The sequence below is a fragment of the Ruegeria sp. C6 genome (assembly GCF_056537625.1).
In genome coordinates this window covers 24,011-42,386 of the sequence record NZ_JBQFRW010000002.1, presented here as the reverse complement: position 1 = coordinate 42,386, position 18,376 = coordinate 24,011, and the positions used below count along the sequence as shown (strand labels likewise).

Below are 18,376 nucleotides of genomic sequence, written 5' to 3'. Positions count from 1 at the left end.
CATGGGCGCCTATATCCTAAGACGCCTGTTGCTGGTCATTCCGACCCTTCTGGGCATCATGATCGTCAACTTCACGCTGGTGCAGTTCGTGCCCGGTGGTCCCATTGAACAGATCATCGCGCAGATCGAAGGGCAGGGCGACGTCTTTGCTGGGTTCGCTGGTGGTGGCGATGCCGGAGCCGGGGCCGAGCCCGCAGGTGGTGCCTTTGATGACAAATACGTCGGTGCGCGTGGCCTTCCGCCCGAATTCATCGCTGAACTGGAAAAAGAGTTTGGCTTCGACAAACCGCCACTGGAACGCTTTCTAGGCATGATGGGCAACTACCTGACGCTGGATTTTGGCGAGAGCTATTTCCGCTCGATCAGTGTGATTGATCTGGTGCTGGAAAAGATGCCGGTGTCTATTTCGCTGGGTCTGTGGTCGACGCTGATCGCCTATCTGGTCTCGATCCCGCTAGGTATCCGCAAGGCGATCAAGGACGGGTCGAGCTTTGATACTTGGACCAGCGGTGCGATCATCGTGGCCTATGCGATCCCCGGTTTCCTGTTTGCCATTCTGCTGCTGGTGTTGTTCGCCGGTGGCTCTTACTGGCAGATTTTCCCGCTACGGGGTTTGACTTCGGACAACTGGGACAGCCTCAGCCTGTTTGGAAAGATTACTGACTATTTCTGGCACATCGCTTTGCCGATAATCGCGCTGACCATCTCGGCCTTTGCGACGCTGACGCTGCTGACCAAGAACTCGTTTCTGGATGAAATCAAGAAGCAGTACGTGATGACCGCTCGCGCCAAGGGTTTGAGTGAAAGCAAGGTGCTGTATGGTCATGTCTTCCGCAACGCGATGCTGATCGTGATTGCAGGTTTCCCTGCTGTATTCATTGGTGTGTTCTTCGGTGGATCGATCATCATCGAGACCATTTTCTCGCTCGATGGTCTTGGGCGTCTGGGCTTTGAGGCCGCAGTGGCGCGCGACTATCCGGTGATTTTTGGTACGCTTTTCATATTTGGCCTGATGGGGCTGGTCGTCGGCATTATCAGCGATCTGATGTATGTGCTCGTTGACCCACGTATCGATTTCGAAAAGCGGGAGGGGTAAATGGCACTCTCCCCTCTCAATCAGCGCCGTTGGCGCAACTTCCGGCGCAATGGCAGGGCGTTCTGGTCGCTGATCATCTTCTCGGTGTTGTTCGGCCTATCGCTGTTTGCCGAGTTCATCGCCAACGACAAACCGATCCTGGTAAATTACCGGGGTGAAATCTACACGCCAGTCTTCAACTTTTACGCCGAGACTGAGTTCGGCGGTGATTTCCAGACCGAGGCGATCTATCGCGACCCCGAGGTCATGTGCCTGATCGATAGCGGCGGATTGGATCAGTGCTTCGACGACCCCGAAGGTATCATCGACGAAATCAAGGCGGGCACGTTCGAAGCGGATGGGTTTGAGCGAGGCTGGGCCATCTGGCCTCCAATCCCGTATTCCTTCAACACCAGCGTGGACCGCCCGGGCGCTGCACCGCTGCCGCCCAATGGTCAGAATCTGCTCGGCACTGACGACACCAAGCGAGATGTGCTAGCTCGTGTCATCTATGGCTTCCGCCTGTCGATCCTGTTCACTTTATTGGTCACCGGTGTCGCCAGTCTGATCGGCATTTTTGCCGGGGCCATTCAGGGGTTCTTTGGCGGTTGGCTGGATCTGATCTTCCAACGTATTATCGAGATCTGGTCTGCGACACCCTCGCTTTATGTCATTATCATCATGTTCGCGATTCTTGGGCGAAGTTTCTGGCTCTTGGTGATTCTGATGATCCTGTTCAGTTGGACCGGATTGGTGGGCGTCGTGCGCGCTGAATTCCTGCGGGCACGAAATTTGGAGTATGTCCGTGCCGCGCGGGCGCTGGGCGTGGGTAACATGACGATCATGTTTCGCCACATGCTGCCTAATGCGATGGTCGCCACGCTGACCTTCATGCCGTTCATCGTGACCGGAACCATCGGTGGGCTGGCTTCGCTGGATTTCCTTGGCTTCGGTTTGCCGTCTTCAGCACCGTCGCTCGGAGAGTTGACCTTGCAGGCGAAACAGAACCTTCAGGCACCGTGGCTGGCCTTCACTGCCTTCTTCACCTTTGCCATCATGCTGTCGCTGTTGGTCTTCATTTTTGAAGGCGTCCGCGATGCGTTTGATCCCAGAAAGACCTTCTCATGAGCCTGTTGGATGTGAACAACCTCAAGGTCTCGTTCCGGCAGGACGGGCAGGTGAGTGCGGCAGTCAAAGGCGTGTCCTTTACCGTCGACCGGGGTGAAACGGTGGCTTTGGTGGGCGAATCCGGCTCGGGCAAATCCGTGACGGCGTTGAGCACTGTGTCGCTGCTGGGTGATAGCGCAATTGTCGAAGGCTCGGTCACTTATGAAGGGCAAGAGATGATCGGCGCGTCCGAAGACAGGTTGATGGACGTGCGCGGCAACGACATTAGTTTCATCTTTCAGGAGCCGATGACCTCGCTCAATCCATTGCACACGATCCAGAAACAGATGGCGGAATCGCTGGCTCTACATCAGGGCGTTACCGGCGATGAGGCGCGGGAACGGATTGTAGAACTGCTGACCAAAGTCGGCATCCGAGACCCCGAGGAGCGGCTGGACAGCTATCCGCACCAGTTGTCCGGCGGGCAGCGTCAACGCGTGATGATCGCGATGGCGTTGGCGAACAAGCCGGACATTTTGATCGCGGATGAGCCGACAACGGCGCTGGACGTCACCATTCAGGCACAGATTCTCGAATTGCTGGCCGAACTACAAAAGTCCGAGAACATGGGGATGTTGTTCATCACGCATGACCTTGGCATCGTCCGCCGCATCGCCGACCGGGTTTGCGTGATGAAGGACGGTGAAATTGTCGAAGCCGGAGTGACAACGGAGATTTTCGACAACCCGCAACACCCCTATACTCGCAAGCTTCTGGAGGCCGAGCCGTCCGGGCACCCCGACCCGGTGGCCCCGGATGCCGAAGAGGTAGCCCGCACCGATCACCTGAAAGTCTGGTTCCCGATCCAGCGCGGTTTCCTGAAACGGACCGTAGGCTATGTGAAGGCCGTCAACGACGCGACCCTCAGCGTCCGTGCCGGGGAAACGCTTGGGATCGTGGGGGAGAGCGGCTCGGGCAAGACGACGCTGGCGCTGGCGATCATGCGTCTGATCGCGTCCGAGGGCGGGATCACTTTCCGCGACCAGAATGTGCGCCGCTGGTCAACGCGCGAGTTGCGGCGGTTGCGCAAGGACATGCAAATCGTATTTCAGGATCCGTTCGGCAGCCTCAGCCCGCGGATGACCTGCATGCAGATCATCGCCGAGGGGCTGGCCATCCATAAGGTCGATCCTCATCGCGCCCCGCGCGATCTGGTGGCCGAAGTGATGAACGAGGTCGGATTGGACCCCTCTGCGATGGACCGCTATCCGCATGAGTTTTCCGGCGGGCAACGCCAGCGGATCGCCATCGCCCGCGCCATGGTGTTGCGGCCCAAGCTGCTGGTTCTGGACGAGCCTACAAGTGCGCTGGACATGACCGTGCAGGTGCAGATCGTTGACCTGCTGCGTGACCTGCAAAGGAAATACGGGCTGGCCTATCTGTTTATCAGCCACGACCTGAAGGTCGTGCGCGCGATGTCACATAACGTAATCGTCATGCGAAACGGCGATGTCGTCGAGATGGGCGCTGCCGAAGATTTGTTCGAACACGCCCAGACCGACTACACCCGCGAACTGATCGCGGCAGCGGGCTGATACGCAGCCCGCGCCTTCGATGTCAGGCTATTTCCTTGTTTTTGGCTGACGCGGGAACGGGGCCGCGCAGTTCTTCATAGTGATCGAATTGCAGTTTGACCCAACCGGTGCCACGGGTGGCACTGGCGAGGGTTCGGTGCAGTTCATCTTCCGCAACGGCGGGGAGTGTCGCATTGAAGATTTCCCAGCCTGAGGCGTTGGGGTTGCCTTCGAAACCTAGGACTTGTCCCTGCAGCGAGCTGATCGTTGGAACGAGATCGCCTACGAAGGTTGACGGCAGATGGATCTCGGCGTTCAGGATCGGTTGCAGCACGACTGGTTTCGCTTCGGGCAGCGCTTCACGCACCGCGTTCTTGCCAGCGGTGCGGAAGGCATAATCCGAACTGTCCACGTTATGGTGCTTGCCGTCGCTGAGCGTCACCTTAACGTCCACCACAGGGAAACCTTCGGGGCCTTCGACCAGTGCGTCCTTGGCCCCGTGTTCAACCGAAGGAATGTAATTCCGGGGTACGGCCCCACCTTTCACCACTTCCTCGAACTGGAACCCCGAGCCGCGCGGCAGCGGAGCGATGGATATGACCACATCGGCAAACTGCCCCGCACCGCCGGATTGCTTGCGGTGGCGATGGCGATGATCGACCCTTGTGCGAATGGTTTCGCGATAGGCGGTTCCGGCGGCCTCGGCCTCGATCTCGATGCCAAAATCCTCGGCGAGTTTGGCGGTCACGCGGCGCATGTGCTGCGGGCCTTGTGAGCCCAGAATAGAATGACCGCTCAACTCGTCTTGCTCCAGGTGCAGGCCGGGGTCGATCTCAACCAGCCGGGTCAACGCATTCGACAGGCGCACGTCGTCTCGCTCATGCGCGGGCGATACGACCTGACGATGCGCGGCAGGATGGGATGAGGCCCATTCCGGCAACGGCGTTGCCGCCGCGCTGTCATAGATGAAGCCAGGATTAAGGTGGTCGGATTTGACAGCAAGGCCAATATGTCCGGCTTCAAGCGCGCTGATCTGGGTCTTGGCGTCCAAGGTTGTCAGATTTCCAACAGTTTCGCCACCAAGGGGTTCATGAGCTTTCACGCCGTCGCCCAGACCGCGCAATACGGTGATCTTGCCGATATGCTTCTTCACATCCGCAAAGCCAGCAATGGCACGGGCGTTTTCTTCGGCCTCATCCCGGTCAGCTGCAATGTTGAATTCAGGTGCTTCATGACGCAGCGCTTTCATCAAGCGGGTCAGACCGTTGCCATGGCTCGCGGCACCCAGACAAGCCGGGATAAGCTGATGGTTCTGCAAGACCTGTGCGGCCAGCTCGTATACCTCGTCGCTTGGGGGCTGTTTGTCCTCAATCAGTTGCTCCAGCAGATTGTCATCGAAATCCGATAGGGTCTCCAACAACTCGGTGCGTGCTTCCTGTTCGCGGTCTTCCGCTGATTGCGGTAGCTCGATCAGGGCCGAGGGCTGCCCCTCCTGATACTTCCAGGCGCGTTCCGAGATCAGATCGACTGCGCCGATAATGGTGTCTCCGTCCCGGATCGGCACCTGCCGCAGAGCGATGTGGTGGGTGCAATAGGTCTGCAGTGCAGCAACGATGTCGCGGATGCGACCGTTAGGGCTGTCCATGCGGTTGATGAATAAAAAACAGGGAATGCCGGCCTCTTCGACCAACCTTAGATACGGGGCACACAGAACGGCGGCATCGGGGTCAGGCGGGACAACCACAACTGCTGCGTCCGAGATCGCCATGGCCGGGCCGACATAGGCCAGCGCATCGCCGCCTCCGTCTACGTCCACAGCGCACCACGGTTCGTTTAAATAAGAAAAACCGTGCAGATGCACGGTTCCGGCAACATCGAATGTGGTGGGCCGCCCGTCGAGGCGGCTGATCGCTTCGACCAAGGTGGATTTGCCCGATTGGCTGGGGCCGAGGACGGTGAAAACGCGCATGAGTGATGTCCCTCTTTCAGGTTGCAGTATGGCTGCACGAAAAGGGCTGTCGAACGCATGCGCGTCGGCAAGAACTGTCTGCGTTTGCCTGCCTCAGGCTGTGAAGAGGTGGGTCTCTCCACCCCTTGAGTGTGGAGAAAACCGAAGGCATGCGTCAAGCCCCCGTGCCGGTTTGTAAGGGAAGGTCGCGAAAAACGACCTGCCGAAGAGTGTTCAGATCGCGGAACTATGCCCGGCCTTACTCAGATCATACGTGTCAAAGCTGCGCGCGATCATGCGGGTCAGCGCACGTGCTTCGGGCGGTATGAACAATCCGTTTTCATCCACGCGTAGCAACCCGTCGAAGGCCGCGTTTGCCGTTGCGTACATTTGCTGCAGTTCCGCAGTTGAAATGTCATAATCGCGCAGAATCTCGGCCGAGTTGATCTGAAAATCGCACATCAATGCTTCGATCAGACGAGACCGTAGAACATCCTGATCTTTGAACAAATGCCCGCGCGACGTCGAGAACCGCCCTTCGCGTATGGCCTTCGTATGAGCCGAGGTTGCCGGTGCGTTCTGCGCATATCCTTGCGGGAAGCGTGAGATCGAGCTGGCACCCAAGCCAATCAGAATAGGAGCTTGATCGTCTGTATAGCCCTGGAAATTTCGTTTTAGGCGACCCGCGCGCAACGCGTGGGTCAGTCCATCGTCCTGCGTTGCAAAGTGGTCGATCCCGATCTCGGCATAATTGTCCCATAGGAACAGTCGCCGGGCGGTTTCAAAAAGTTCCAGTCGCTGTTCCGGTGTGGGCAGGGCATCTGATGGAATCAACTGCTGGCGCTTGGCCATCCACGGCACATGCGCGTAGCCATAGAGTGCGACCCGGTCAGGGTTCAGCGACAACAGCTTTTGCACACTTTCGGTCATGCGTGCCTTGGTCTGGTGGGGCAGGCCATAAAGGATGTCCGCATTCAGGCTGGATATACCACGCGCTCGGATCATCTCGGCAGCTTCGCGGGTGGTGTCATAGCTTTGAATGCGACCGATGGTTTTCTGGATTTCGTCGTCAAAATCCTGAACGCCGATCGATGCGCGGTTCATCCCGGCTTCGGCCAGTGCATCCAGCCGAGCTTCGTCGATCTCATTCGGATCGATCTCGACGGAAAACTCGGCGTCTGGGCCTAAAGGCACAATCTCAAGGATTCGCGCGGCCAGATCCCGCATCAGGTCTGCATTCAACAGCGTCGGCGTACCGCCGCCCCAGTGTAGCCGCGACAATTTAACACCCTCTGGCAGGCGTGCCGCCAGCAGGTCCAGCTCGGCCTTTAGCACGTCGACATAGGCAATGACCGGGTTATCAGTCTGGGTGCCTTGTGTCCGGCAGGCGCAAAACCAGCACAGCCGACGGCAGAAGGGTACGTGGATGTAAAGCGAGATTGAACTGCCCGGAGCAATCCCGGAAATCCAGTCGCTAAACAGATCAGCCCCAACGTCATTGCTGAAGTGGGGTGCGGTGGGATAGCTTGTGTAACGCGGTACTTTCGCGTCAAAAAGTCCAAGCCGTGCCAGTTGAGGTTTCAGTGTCATAAAGATATGACTATAGCTGGAGGGCCCAGGGTACTTTGACCGAAATCAAATGGAAGCGCGAATGACACTCAAGGCCCAATTCGACCACACCAATTGCGCAGAATGCCCGATCCGGCATCGTGCGGTGTGCGCGCATTGCGAAAAGGACGAGCTGGAAGAGCTTGAGAACATCAAGTACTACCGCAGCTTTGAGGCGGGGCAGACGATCATCTGGTCCGGCGATCCGATGAATTTTGTCGGCTCGGTCGTGTCGGGAATCGCGTCTTTGACACAGACGATGGAGGATGGGCGCAGGCAAATGGTCGGCCTGCTGCTGCCCAGCGATTTCGTGGGTCGCCCTGGACGAGACAACGCGCCATACGACGTGGTGGCGACCACCGATCTGATGATGTGTTGTTTCCGCAAAAAGCCGTTCGAGGACATGATGATCACGACGCCGCACATCTCGCAGCGCCTGCTGGAAATGACGTTGGACGAATTGGATGCGGCCCGTGAGTGGATGCTGGTGCTTGGGCGCAAGACGGCGCGGGAAAAGATTGCCAGCCTGCTTTCGATCATCGCGCGCCGGGACGCATCGATTCATCAAGCCGGAATGGTAGCTCCGATTGTCTTTGACCTGCCACTGACGCGCGAGGCGATGGCCGACTATCTTGGGCTGACCCTGGAAACTGTCAGCCGGCAGATTTCCGCCTTGAAGAAAGATCAGGTCATTACTCTGGAAGGTAAACGCCATGTAACAATCCCCGATATGGGGCGCCTAATGGAAGAGGCGGGCGACGATACCGATGGCGGATTTCTGGTCTGATGCCTCAGCCCGCCGCCCTCGAACAATTGGGAGTCCCTTATGGAATTTAGCGGTTTACTCGCCATGCTGTTCATCGGCGCGATTGCTGGCTGACTTTCGGGAAAAATCATGGAAGGGCGTGGGTTCGGCCTGATCGGGAATATTATAGTCGGGATTGTCGGTGCGTTTCTGGCAGGCACGATCTTTCCAGCCCTGGGCTTTGCGGTTGGCGGAGGGCTCATCTCTTCGATCTTCTTTGCCACTATCGGCGCGGTGATCCTGCTGTTCCTGATCGGCCTGATCCGCAAGACATAAAGCCGCACCAGAGACGGGCGGCTTTTGCGTTTGTTGGCGTCGTCAGTGAGCCAGAAACACGGGGATTTCTGATTGCTCCAGCATATTGCGGGTCGCACCGCCCAAAATGGCCTCGCGAAAGCGCGAATGGCCATAGGCCCCCATAACGATCATATCGGCCTCGGTATCGGCAGCGTGGCGATTGAGGATGTCTGAGACGCGCGTCATGGTCTTGCTGAGCACGTCGATTTCGCACTTCACCCCATGTCGCGCCAGCATCTGAGATAGCAGACCGCCCGGGTCCGATCGATCCGGCCCATGACGCGGTGGATCAATCACAACAATCCGTGTGAGTTCGGCCTGCTTCAAGAATGGCAACGCGCGACGGATGGCGCGCATCGCTTCGACGCTTTCGTTCCAGCCCACCATGACGGTTTTAGGGGCCGAAATCGGTTTGTTATCATCGGGCACCAATAGCACCGGCGAATGGCCTTCGAACATGGCGGCCTCGACGATGGGTTCCGCTTCTGCGTCGCGGTCTTTTCCATAAGGTCGGGGCAATACCACGAGATCCGAAAAGCGTGCGCGGCGTGCGACATGTCGCCCGAGATCAGCGATCTGAGCTACCCCGTTTTCAGCGGACCAACGCACGCCCGACTTACCCAGATAATCCTGAGCGTAGGCGAGTATCTCGTCCGCCTCGGCATTGGCGCGGCTCAGGGTCTCCTGCAGAATCAAAGCGTTTGCACCGGCATAATAATAACCGGTCTGACTGCGATCGACGCCAAGACACAACGCTTCGACATGGGCGTCCTGCCCTTCTGCCAATGCCACCATTTGTGCCAGTGCGTTCTGAGAAAGCTTGGTTTCCGTCATGACCGTAAGAAGAGATTTAAATGCCATGTCGACCTCATGTTTCCGGCGCTGTCCGTTGCCAGCGCGTGTCTGTTTCTGCAAAATACCTCTCACAGAAAACAGGGGCTTGTCTTGATGCAGATCAAAGCGTCAAAGGCGACCTCGCTGCATTACAGCATGCAGTCAAAAAGGTTTCGCGTGACACGAAGAATCGCGCGAGGCATGGCAAAGGGACGCAATATGTCAAATTACATCAAGCTGATCGTGCTTGGGCTGGTGGTGCTGTTCGCAGCCATCGGCTCTAACTACGCACGGGATTTGGCGTATCAGGTGCACGCGATTCTGGTGATGTTGATCGCCGGCGGTCTGTTCATCTGGACGCTTAGAAACACGGAAGAGCCAGATATCCTCGTCGACCGCTCTGGTGAGTATATGGATGACGTGATCCGCTACGGCGTGATCGCAACCGCATTCTGGGGGGTAGTCGGGTTCCTGGCGGGGACTTTTATTGCGTTCCAGCTAGCCTTTCCGGCGCTGAACTTCGAATGGGCGCAGGGCTATCTTAATTTCGGGCGTCTGCGGCCTTTGCATACATCGGCGGTTATCTTTGCCTTTGGCGGTAACGCGTTGATCGCAACTTCGTTCTATGTCGTACAGCGTACCAGCGCTGCGCGACTTTGGGGTGGAAACCTGGCATGGTTCGTGTTCTGGGGCTATCAGCTGTTCATCGTGCTTGCGGCAACCGGTTATATACTTGGTGGAACGCAGTCGAAAGAATATGCCGAACCTGAATGGTACGTTGACCTGTGGCTGACTGTTGTCTGGGTTGCCTATCTGGCTGTTTATCTGGGCACGATCATCAAGCGGAAAGAGCCGCACATCTACGTGGCAAACTGGTTCTATCTGGCCTTTATCGTGACTGTCGCCATGCTGCACCTGGTCAACAACATGACCATCCCGGTCAGCATCTGGGGATCGAAATCGGTCATCGTCTGGTCTGGTGTTCAGGATGCCATGATCCAGTGGTGGTATGGCCACAACGCCGTGGGCTTCTTCCTGACTGCCGGTTTCCTGGGTATGATGTACTACTTCATCCCGAAACAGGCTGAGCGTCCGGTATTCAGCTACAAGCTGTCGATCATCCACTTCTGGGCGCTGATCTTCCTGTATATCTGGGCTGGTCCGCACCACCTGCACTATACTGCGCTGCCTGATTGGGCCTCGACCCTTGGCATGGTGTTCTCGGTGATCCTATGGATGCCTTCGTGGGGTGGTATGATCAACGGTCTGATGACCCTGTCGGGTGCATGGGACAAACTACGCACTGACCCAGTGATCCGGATGATGGTGATTTCGGTCGGCTTCTACGGCATGTCCACGTTCGAGGGTCCGATGATGTCGATCCGCGCTGTGAACAGCCTCAGCCACTATACCGACTGGACTATCGGTCACGTACATTCGGGCGCGCTGGGCTGGAACGGTATGATCACCTTTGGTGCTCTTTACTTCCTGGTCCCTGTTCTGTGGAAGCGTGAGCGTCTTTACTCGCTGCAGCTGGTCAGCTGGCACTTCTGGCTCGCCACCATTGGCATCGTTCTCTACGCGGCGTCGATGTGGGTCACCGGTATCATGGAAGGCCTGATGTGGCGTGAAGTGGACGCCAATGGCTTCTTGGTGAATTCGTTCGCTGACACCGTTGCCGCGAAGTTCCCGATGTATGTGGTGCGTGCGCTGGGTGGCGTGATGTTCGTCGCTGGCTCGCTGATCATGTGCTACAACCTGTGGATGACTGTACGGAAAGCGCCGGCCAAAGAGGCCAGCCTGACCGTCGCGGTCCCGGCTGAATAAGGAGGGCCGGAGCAATGGCAATTCTCGACAAACACAAGATCCTCGAGACCAACGCGACCCTCCTGCTGATCTTCAGCTTTCTGGTCGTAACTATCGGTGGCATCGTACAGATCGCGCCCCTGTTCTATCTTGAGAACACCATCGAGAAGGTGGAGGGCATGCGCCCTTACACCCCTCTCGAACTGGCGGGGCGTGAGGTTTATCTGCGCGAAGGCTGCTATGTTTGCCACAGCCAGATGATCCGCCCGATGCGTGATGAGGTTGAACGCTATGGCCACTACTCGCTGGCGGCTGAATCCATGTATGATCATCCGTTCCAATGGGGATCCAAACGCACCGGGCCGGATATTGCCCGCGTCGGTGGCCGGTATTCGGATCAATGGCAGGTGGACCACCTGCGCGATCCACAATCGGTGGTGCCGGAATCGGTGATGCCGAAATACGGCTTCCTTGAGGATCGTAAGCTAGACGGCAAGTATATCGGTGACATCATGGCGGCAAATGCCGTGGTCGGCACCCCGTATACCGACGAGATGCTTGAACAGGCGCAGGCCGATTTTCGGGCGCAGGCCGATCCGGACAGCGATTATGATGGATTGTTGGAACGCTATGGCGACAAGGTCAATGTGCGTAACTTTGACGGTCAGCCCGAGCTGACTGAAATGGATGCGTTGGTTGCTTACCTCCAGATGCTGGGCACGCTGGTCGATTTCTCGACCTTCACCCCGGACGCAAGCCGTTAAAGGAGGGTGTGATGGAACTATACACAATTCTAAGGCAGTTCGCGGATAGCTGGATGTTGCTGCTCCTGTTCTCGTTTTTTATTGGCATCATCATCTGGGTTTTCCGCCCCGGTGCCAGCAAGGAATACAAGGACACCGCCAACATCCCGTTCCGGCACGCTGATGCCCCAGCGCCCCGTCGGGGCGACGACAAACCCGCCACATCCAAGGAGGCGCGGCAATGAGTAAGACACCTGAAAAACAGCCGGGCGATCCTAACACCACGGGTCACAGCTGGGACGGAATCGAGGAATTCGATAATCCGATGCCACGCTGGTGGCTATGGACCTTTTACGCGACCATCATTTGGGGCGTGATCTACACGATCATGTACCCCGCATGGCCCTTGGTTCAATCGGCAACCGCCGGTGTATTGGGTTGGTCCTCGCGCGAGCTGGTGCAGCAGGAAATGGTCGCGTTCGAAGAAGCGAATGCGCCGTGGAATGCCAAGTTGGTGGAAACACCGCTGGAAGAAATCTCGGCCGACGCGGAGCTGCAACAATACGCAGTTAACTCTGGTGGCGCTGTGTTCCGAACCTGGTGCGCGCAGTGCCACGGATCGGGCGCGCAGGGTGCGCAGGGTTTCCCGAACCTGCTGGATGACGCCTGGCTGTGGGGCGGCTCGCTTGAGGATATCGAGTACACCATCGCCTATGGCATCCGGAACGAGGAAAGCGACGACGCGCGCTATTCCGAGATGCCGGCCTTTGGTGAGATCCTCGAAAAGGATGAGATCACTCAAGTGGTTCAATACGTCATGTCCCTGACCAACGCCCAGACCGATGACGCGGCGGCGCAGGCAGGCAAGGTTGTGTTCGAAGACAACTGCGCGGCTTGCCACGGTGATGACGGCAAAGGCGACGTTTCCCAGGGTGCGCCGAATCTGACCGATGCGATCTGGCTTTACGGCGGCAGCCAAGAGGCCCTGACCGAGACGGTCACCTACAGCCGCTTTGGCGTGATGCCCCCGTGGGAGAATCGCCTGACCGACGCGCAAATCCGCGCCGTGACGGCGTATGTTCATCAGTTGGGTGGTGGTCAGTAAGGGTTAAAAGAACACCTCCGGGCGGTCTCCCGCCCGAAGGTCTAGGCACCGGCTGTTCCATCTGTTCGCGCGTTTCCAGAACAGCCGGTGCCGATTTTCAAACAATAGGGCTGCAATCTCTGCCGGTCCAGATACGGCATTCAAACCAGTATCAAAGATCGTTCAGATTTACATCGCGCGGGTTTTCTCTCCACCAATGATGTTCGGGCAGCCAGCGCCGCTTGCGACGGCCCGGCTTTGGCGCATCGTAGATGTGAGGCGTATTGATGCGTGTCGCGTTCAAAAAAGATCTGGCGAATACGGTCAGCATGGTTTCCCTCCTGTGCAGAGTTGTTTCTGAGCTTTAAGATTGACCTTTCGCACGCCGAATGCGACTCAATTACCATTTCAATGTGTAAGTAGGGTTTACATATGGACTGGCTATCACTGCCGCCGTTGGCCTCTCTCAGGGCCTTTGCAGCCTTCGCTGAGAAGCGAAGTGTTGTCGAGGCCGGTGCTGCGCTCAATGTTAGCCACGCTGCAATCAGCCAGCAGCTTCGCGCGCTCGAGAAACATCTGGGCGCGGCTCTGCTGGACCGAACGGGCAAAGCGCTGACACTTACCGCGGAAGGTGAGCATCTGGCCCGTGCCCTGCAGCTTGGATTTGGTGCGATCGAGGCTGCTGTGGGTGATCTGGCTCGCTCGGCTCAGGACCGCCCGGTTCATGTGTCGCTGACGTCTTCCTTCGCTGCATCTTGGCTGATGCCGCGACTGCCGAGTTTCCGCGCGACGCATCCCGATGTAAACCTGATCCTAGATCCAACCTTTGAGGTGGTCGAGCTGCAACCGGGTGGCGTGGATGTAGCGATCCGTTATGGCGCCGGCGGTTGGCCGGGGGTGGAGTGTGAGATGTTGTTGCAGACGCCGATGGTCATCGTCGCCTCACCCACACTATTGGGTAACAAGACCGATTGGTCCCCGGCAGAACTTGCGCAGTTGCCGTGGCTTGAGGAAATTGGCACGACTGAGGGGACAAAATGGCTGACTGAGCGAGGTGTCGGACCCGAACGCGGCGCGGGGCGTACGCAGCTTCCCGGTAACCTGCTGCTGGATGGTTTGCGGTCTGGGCAAGGGGTCACCGTCACTGTGCGACAATTCGTCGAAGCGGACATCAAAGCGGGCCGCATCGTCGAACTGTTCGCCGAGCCGGATACGCGCGGGTATCATATAGTTACGCAAAAACAATCTCTTAGGCGATCTGTGAAAATTTTCATCAACTGGCTGAGGCGCGAAGCGCGAAGCCAGCAATAATTCACGCGTCTAAAGGTGTCTGCACGATGCGCGTTTTGACCCATGTCAAAGTCCCTTGCCTCGTGATCTGGAAGAACACACACTCAGAATAGCCAGTTGCGGAGCCAGCCTGTGAGCGATTCCAATCCCACCCCCAGTCTCTACGCCGCCAGAGAGCCGATTTTCCCGAGACGTGTGTCCGGCCCGTTTCGCAAATTGAAATGGATCATCATGGCGGTGACGCTGGGCATTTACTATGTGACGCCTTGGATCAGGTGGGATCGCGGTCCAAGCCTTCCGGATCAGGCCGTTCTTCTGGATCTGGCGAACCGCCGCTTCTATTTCTTCTGGATCGAGATTTGGCCGCACGAGTTCTATTTTGTCGCTGGGCTGCTGATCATGGCGGGTTTGGGTTTGTTCCTGTTCACCTCGGCGCTTGGGCGGGTCTGGTGCGGGTATGCCTGCCCGCAGACGGTTTGGACGGACCTGTATATCCTTGTAGAGCGCTGGATCGAGGGCGATCGTAATGCGCGCCTGCGTCTGCACAGGCAGAAAAAGCTGGATTTCCGCAAGGCGCGGCTGCGCCTGACCAAGTGGGTCGCTTGGTTCTTCATCGGGCTCGCAACTGGTGGCGCCTGGGTTTTCTATTTTGCGGATGCACCAACTCTGGCGCGTGATCTGGTCACCGGAAACGCGCATCCAGTGGCCTACACGACGATGCTGATTCTGACCGGCACCACGTTTTTCTTCGGTGGCTTTGCACGCGAACAAATCTGCATCTATGCCTGCCCATGGCCGCGCATACAGGCCGCGATGATGGACGAGGACACCCTCGTCGTCGGATATCGCGAATGGCGGGGTGAACCACGCGGCAAAGGCAAACGTACGGCTGACAGCGAGCTGGGCGATTGCATCGATTGTATGGCTTGCGTCAATGTCTGCCCGGTAGGGATCGACATTCGAGACGGTCAGCAACTGGAATGCATTACCTGTGCGCTTTGCATCGACGCCTGCGATGACATGATGGCCAAGATAGGCAAGCCCCGTGGTCTGATCGATTATATGGCGCTGAGTGATGAGGCCCGCGAACGCGAAGGTCAGCCACCCAAAAACGTTTGGAAACACATCCTGCGTCCGCGCACGATCCTGTACACGGCGCTATGGTCACTGGTCGGATTTGCATTGCTCTTTGCGCTGTTTATTCGTTCGGATATCGATTTGACGGTTGCGCCGGTGCGGAATCCGACTTTCGTTACCCTTTCAGATGGCACGATCCGTAACACCTATGATGTACGCCTGCGCAACAAACATGGCGAGGATCGGCCATTCAAACTGACGATTGCGGGCGATCCATCGCTGCAGATTGAAATCGAAGGTGTTGAAGGCGAGACTGTTAATGTCACTGCAGATACGGCACAATTGACCCGCGTCTATATCACCGCTCCGCAGGGTACTGCCCCTGCGGCGGCTGACAGCACCTCGGTTCGCATCTGGGTCGAAGATCTGGAAAGTGGTGAGCGGGCCTACAAGGATACCAGTTTCAACGGACGAGGAAGCTGAGAATGGCAGAACGTCAATTCACAGGCAAACACGCATTGGCGGTATTTGTCGCGGCCTTTGGCGTGATCATCACGGTGAACCTCGTCTTGGCTTATAGTGCAATCAAGACCTTTCCGGGGCTTGAGGTGAAGAACTCTTATGTAGCCAGCCAGGAGTTCAATGAACGTTTGAAGGAACAGCAGGCCTTGGGTTGGAATATCAAGGCCGAGCTGACCGGAGGGCTGCTGGTGCTATACATAACCGATCAGACCGGTTCCCCTGTTGAAGTGGCAGATCTGCAGGCCGTGGTGGGGCGCGCCACCCATGTGAAGGAAGACTTCTCGCCGGACTTTACTTTTGATGGCATCGCCTATGCCGCTCCGGCTGCCCTGGGCAAAGGGAACTGGAACATTCGCCTTGTGGCCAAAGCAAAAGATGGTGCCGAGTTCGCGCAACGTGTGCCCCTGTATGTGAAAGGTTAGAGATGGTTGCGCAAGCCACCCCATCTCGGGCAGCCTGTCCTGGCTGCATCGCAGCCCCGGCAGAAGCGGCGCGGCCAATCCCAGAGGATGTGCAGATCGCGCTGTCGCTGCCGGGCATCCACTGCTCGGCCTGCATCTCTACGGTCGAGCGTGAGTTGAATGCCCATCCCGGCGTTGAAGACGCGCGGGTCAATCTCACGCTGAAACGCGCGATGATCAAGGCGGCACCGGATACGCGCGCCGCCGATCTGATCCCGGTGCTGGAGCGCGCTGGCTTTGAAGCCCACGAACTGGATCCGGGTGCGCTTTCGGCTACGCAAACCGATAAGGCCGGGCGCGATCTGCTGATGCGGTTGGCAGTGGCGGGTTTTGCTTCGATGAACGTGATGCTGTTATCGGTGTCGGTCTGGTCCGGCGCCACCGATGCGACGCGCGACATGTTCCATTGGATATCGGCGGCGATTGCGCTGCCTGCAATCGCATTCTCGGCCCAGCCTTTCTTTTCCAACGCCTGGAGCGCGCTGCGCGTACGCCGGTTGAATATGGATGTGCCGATTGTTTTGGCGATACTGCTGGCTCTGGTCACGTCGCTTTGGGAAACTGCACTCAGCGGTGAACATGCTTATTTCGACGCGGCTTTGACCCTGACATTCTTCCTGCTAGCGGGCAGGTATTTGGACTATCGCACCCGTGCCGCGGCACGTTCGGCTGCCGAAGAACTAACCGCGCTGGAGGTCCCGCGCGCCATCCGGCTCGTGGATGGGACCGAAGCGGAAGTGGCGGTGGCGAGCCTTAACGTGGGTGATCTGATTCTGGTTCGCCCCGGAGGGCGCATGCCAGTGGATGGCGAAATCATCTCGGGCCAGTCCGAGTTGGACCGGTCGCTGCTGACCGGGGAAACCCTCCCGGTCTTTGCCGAGGCCGGGCTGAACGTCAGTGCAGGTGAGGTTAACCTGACCGGCCCTCTGACCATCCGTGCGACGGCAGTCGGGGAAGATACCTCGCTGCACCGTATGGCGGATCTGGTAGCCATCGCTGAATCGGGCCGGTCACGGTATACCTCGCTGGCAGACAAGGCGGCCAAGCTTTATGCGCCGGGGGTACATATACTCTCCGCGCTCAGCTTCTTAGGATGGTATATTTATTCGGGCGATATCCGGACGGCGCTGAATATCGCTGCGGCGGTTTTGATCATCACATGTCCCTGCGCGCTGGGCTTGGCAGTGCCGGCGGTAACCACTGCAGCATCAGGCCGATTGTTCCGCAGTGGCATGCTGATCAAACACGCGACCGCGTTAGAACGGTTGGCCGAAGTGGATACGGTGGTGTTCGACAAGACCGGAACCCTCACATCCGGTGCGCCTGAGTTGACCAACCTTGGTGATCATTCGCGTAGCGATTTGCAAGTGGCTCTGGCATTGGCCGAAGCGTCTTCGCACCCCTTGTCTCTTGCCCTTGCAAAGGCTGCGCGTGAAGCCGGGATCAAGCCTGCCAAGTTGCACGATGTTGTTGAGGTGCCGGGATATGGCACTGAGGGCGTTTACCGTGATCAGCAGGTCCGGCTGGGTCGAGCGGCCTGGGTCGGCGGCGAAGATGGTGAGCAGACCGCAGCCTGGCTCGCAATCGGATCGCGGACGCCATCGCGCTTTACTTTTACCGACAGTCTGCGCGCAGGCGCTGCCGAGGCGGTCGCGGCTTTCCGTGCGGCAGGCAAAGACGTCATCCTGATTTCGGGCGATACGCAAGGCGCGGTTCAGGCCTTGGCGGGCAAGCTTGGCATTGAGAACTGGATCGCCCAGGCCTTGCCTCAAGACAAAGCCGCCAAGGTGCAGGAGCTGAGTGATCAAGGTCGGCACGTTCTGATGGTCGGCGATGGGCTGAACGATACGGCGGCATTGGCGGCGGCGCATGTCTCGATTTCTCCGGCCAGCGCCTTGGATGCCGCGCGGGTGGCGTCGGATATCGTGCTACTGGGCAATGATCTGTCCCCGATCGCTGAGGCTTGCGATACAGCCGTCAGGGCGACGCGTCGGATTCGCGAGAATTTCCGGATCGCCACTGTCTATAACATCATCGCGGTCCCGCTGGCCGTTGCCGGGTTGGCGACACCCCTTATTGCGGCATTGGCGATGTCGACCTCGTCGATTACTGTTTCGCTGAACGCCTTGCGGCTGAGGTAACTCT

17 protein-coding genes are annotated in these 18,376 nt (G+C 57.9%); 13 read left to right on the top strand and 4 right to left on the bottom strand.

What is annotated here, in order from left to right; genetic code table 11:
• Nucleotide 1 precedes the first annotated feature (1 nt).
• Genes ACR0MJ_RS07775 through ACR0MJ_RS07765 form a run of 3 tightly spaced genes read left to right on the top strand, consistent with a single transcriptional unit; the run spans nt 2 to nt 3,777 of the window.
• Nucleotides 2-1,096: a microcin C ABC transporter permease YejB gene (locus ACR0MJ_RS07775; protein ID WP_170398655.1), complete on the top strand. Its 1,095-nt coding sequence runs from the start codon at nt 2-4 to the stop codon at nt 1,094-1,096.
• On the top strand, nt 1,097-2,203 hold the full coding sequence (locus ACR0MJ_RS07770; protein ID WP_480760369.1) for an ABC transporter permease: 1,107 nt from the start codon (nt 1,097-1,099) through the stop codon (nt 2,201-2,203).
• Complete coding sequence (locus ACR0MJ_RS07765) at nt 2,200-3,777, top strand: ABC transporter ATP-binding protein (RefSeq protein WP_170398649.1); 1,578 nt, start codon at nt 2,200-2,202, stop codon at nt 3,775-3,777. The genes ACR0MJ_RS07770 and ACR0MJ_RS07765 overlap by 4 nt, the downstream gene beginning before the upstream one ends.
• A gap of 22 nt (nt 3,778-3,799) precedes the next feature.
• Here ACR0MJ_RS07765 and ACR0MJ_RS07760 read toward each other — a convergent pair whose 3' ends face one another.
• Together ACR0MJ_RS07760 and hemN are read right to left on the bottom strand one after the other, a co-directional pair.
• Entirely contained in the window at nt 3,800-5,725 is a 1,926-nt protein-coding gene (locus ACR0MJ_RS07760) for an elongation factor G (protein WP_170406530.1), read from the bottom strand.
• 213 nt (nt 5,726-5,938) lie between these two features.
• Nucleotides 5,939-7,294, bottom strand: coding sequence for an oxygen-independent coproporphyrinogen III oxidase (gene hemN / locus ACR0MJ_RS07755; RefSeq protein ID WP_170406528.1), 1,356 nt, complete (start codon nt 7,292-7,294; stop codon nt 5,939-5,941).
• Nucleotides 7,295-7,355: 61 nt separating this feature from the next.
• Between hemN and fnrL the strand changes: the two genes are divergently transcribed.
• Together fnrL and ACR0MJ_RS07745 are read left to right on the top strand one after the other, a co-directional pair.
• Entirely contained in the window at nt 7,356-8,099 is a 744-nt protein-coding gene (gene fnrL / locus ACR0MJ_RS07750) for a transcriptional regulator FnrL (RefSeq protein WP_170406526.1), read from the top strand.
• Between the two features lie 108 nt (nt 8,100-8,207).
• Nucleotides 8,208-8,393, top strand: coding sequence for a GlsB/YeaQ/YmgE family stress response membrane protein (locus ACR0MJ_RS07745; RefSeq protein WP_480760364.1), 186 nt, complete (start codon nt 8,208-8,210; stop codon nt 8,391-8,393).
• Nucleotides 8,394-8,435: 42 nt separating this feature from the next.
• On the opposite strand, the gene ACR0MJ_RS07740 is transcribed toward ACR0MJ_RS07745, so the two are convergent.
• On the bottom strand, nt 8,436-9,275 hold the full coding sequence (locus ACR0MJ_RS07740; RefSeq protein ID WP_170398633.1) for a universal stress protein: 840 nt from the start codon (nt 9,273-9,275) through the stop codon (nt 8,436-8,438).
• A gap of 192 nt (nt 9,276-9,467) precedes the next feature.
• Here ACR0MJ_RS07740 and ccoN point away from each other — a divergent pair, with 192 nt between their 5' ends.
• The 4 genes from ccoN to ccoP are packed head-to-tail and all read left to right on the top strand — an operon-like array spanning nt 9,468 to nt 12,902.
• Nucleotides 9,468-11,075, top strand: a complete 1,608-nt coding sequence (gene ccoN / locus ACR0MJ_RS07735; protein WP_170398630.1) for a cytochrome-c oxidase, cbb3-type subunit I — start codon at nt 9,468-9,470, stop codon at nt 11,073-11,075.
• Nucleotides 11,076-11,089: 14 nt separating this feature from the next.
• The gene (gene ccoO, locus ACR0MJ_RS07730; protein ID WP_170398627.1) at nt 11,090-11,818 is read left to right on the top strand and encodes a cytochrome-c oxidase, cbb3-type subunit II; all 729 of its coding nucleotides are present in this window, start codon (nt 11,090-11,092) and stop codon (nt 11,816-11,818) included.
• Nucleotides 11,819-11,829: 11 nt separating this feature from the next.
• Nucleotides 11,830-12,042, top strand: a complete 213-nt coding sequence (locus ACR0MJ_RS07725) for a cbb3-type cytochrome c oxidase subunit 3 (RefSeq protein ID WP_170398624.1) — start codon at nt 11,830-11,832, stop codon at nt 12,040-12,042.
• Nucleotides 12,039-12,902 (top strand): cytochrome-c oxidase, cbb3-type subunit III, encoded by an 864-nt coding sequence (gene ccoP / locus ACR0MJ_RS07720; protein ID WP_480760361.1) that lies wholly within the window; start codon nt 12,039-12,041, stop codon nt 12,900-12,902. The genes ACR0MJ_RS07725 and ccoP overlap by 4 nt, the downstream gene beginning before the upstream one ends.
• Nucleotides 12,903-13,053: 151 nt before the next feature.
• On the opposite strand, the gene ACR0MJ_RS07715 is transcribed toward ccoP, so the two are convergent.
• On the bottom strand, nt 13,054-13,212 hold the full coding sequence (locus ACR0MJ_RS07715) for a hypothetical protein (RefSeq protein WP_170398617.1): 159 nt from the start codon (nt 13,210-13,212) through the stop codon (nt 13,054-13,056).
• 101 nt (nt 13,213-13,313) lie between these two features.
• Here ACR0MJ_RS07715 and ACR0MJ_RS07710 point away from each other — a divergent pair, with 101 nt between their 5' ends.
• The 4 genes from ACR0MJ_RS07710 (at nt 13,314) to ACR0MJ_RS07695 (ending at nt 18,372) form a co-directional block, all read left to right on the top strand.
• Entirely contained in the window at nt 13,314-14,192 is an 879-nt protein-coding gene (locus ACR0MJ_RS07710; RefSeq protein WP_480760359.1) for a LysR family transcriptional regulator, read from the top strand.
• A 111-nt stretch (nt 14,193-14,303) separates the two neighbouring features.
• On the top strand, nt 14,304-15,731 hold the full coding sequence (gene ccoG, locus ACR0MJ_RS07705) for a cytochrome c oxidase accessory protein CcoG (protein WP_170736306.1): 1,428 nt from the start codon (nt 14,304-14,306) through the stop codon (nt 15,729-15,731).
• A 2-nt stretch (nt 15,732-15,733) separates the two neighbouring features.
• The gene (locus ACR0MJ_RS07700) at nt 15,734-16,192 is read left to right on the top strand and encodes a FixH family protein (RefSeq protein WP_170398607.1); all 459 of its coding nucleotides are present in this window, start codon (nt 15,734-15,736) and stop codon (nt 16,190-16,192) included.
• Nucleotides 16,193-16,194: 2 nt separating this feature from the next.
• A complete protein-coding gene (locus tag ACR0MJ_RS07695) occupies nt 16,195-18,372 on the top strand; it encodes a heavy metal translocating P-type ATPase (protein ID WP_170406511.1) in 2,178 nt (725 codons plus the stop codon).
• The last annotated feature ends 4 nt before the right edge of the window (nt 18,373-18,376 follow it).